A 746-nucleotide genomic window follows, 5' to 3' on the forward strand; every position below is an offset into this window, starting at 1 on the left:
AACCGCTCTTCCGATCTAATCCGTCATACTTGGTGCGGCCAAGCCATGCTCCATTGCATAGTTGAAGTCTTGATAGGATTGGATTTGGCAAGGGTTAAACGACGTAATATCAATATCAGAACGAACGGGTATTGATCCTTTAGCTTTATTGAATCGGGTTTGAAACGATTTGTCTGCAAGTATATTAGCTAATTCGATGGCGTCTTGTTGTGAGAAGTTTTTACTCTCCATAAAGATGAAGCTGTCCATGTTGTAGAGGTAAATGTTGTGCGACTGCGGTGCTGGATAACAACCGATATGAGAAGGAACAGAAACCCCAGCGGCCAGTAAATCGCCTAAAATCCAATCGCCACCGAGTTGAAATAGTGCTTTGTCACTTGCAAGTGCAGCGGTCGCCGTGTCCCATTTCTGATTAGCTAGTGGCTCACTTTTAGAGACAGTTGATTGATCATTACCTTGTTGTGTATCTTCAATTTGAGTTTCGTTGAGTAACAAATTTAAACGTCGTAGTTGTTTGAGTGCATGACGCATCTGAGCTGAGTCTATATTGTTTCGGTTCAGATCCACTAAGGCTGTTTTATAGAAGTCGACACCACCTGATGCAATGACAAAACTTTCAAACAGTTGGGCTATTTGCCAAGGTTGCTCACCAATCGCCAGAGGAATGATTCCTTTTTCCTTAGCCTTGTGCATGGCATCAAACATGTCGGGCCAGGTTTTTGGTGTATCAAGATCGGAAGAGCGGT

Annotated in this window: 1 protein-coding gene; it reads right to left on the reverse strand. The window is 43.3% G+C overall.

Annotated elements, in window-relative coordinates; genetic code table 11:
• Positions 1-15: 15 nt before the first annotated feature.
• The coding region (locus ACP45E_RS00215; RefSeq protein WP_241824222.1) for an ABC transporter substrate-binding protein at positions 16-746 on the reverse strand (731 nt) is incomplete at its 5' end.

The organism is Vibrio genomosp. F10 str. 9ZD137 (assembly GCF_049974785.1).
Taxonomy (GTDB): Bacteria; Pseudomonadota; Gammaproteobacteria; order Enterobacterales; family Vibrionaceae; genus Vibrio.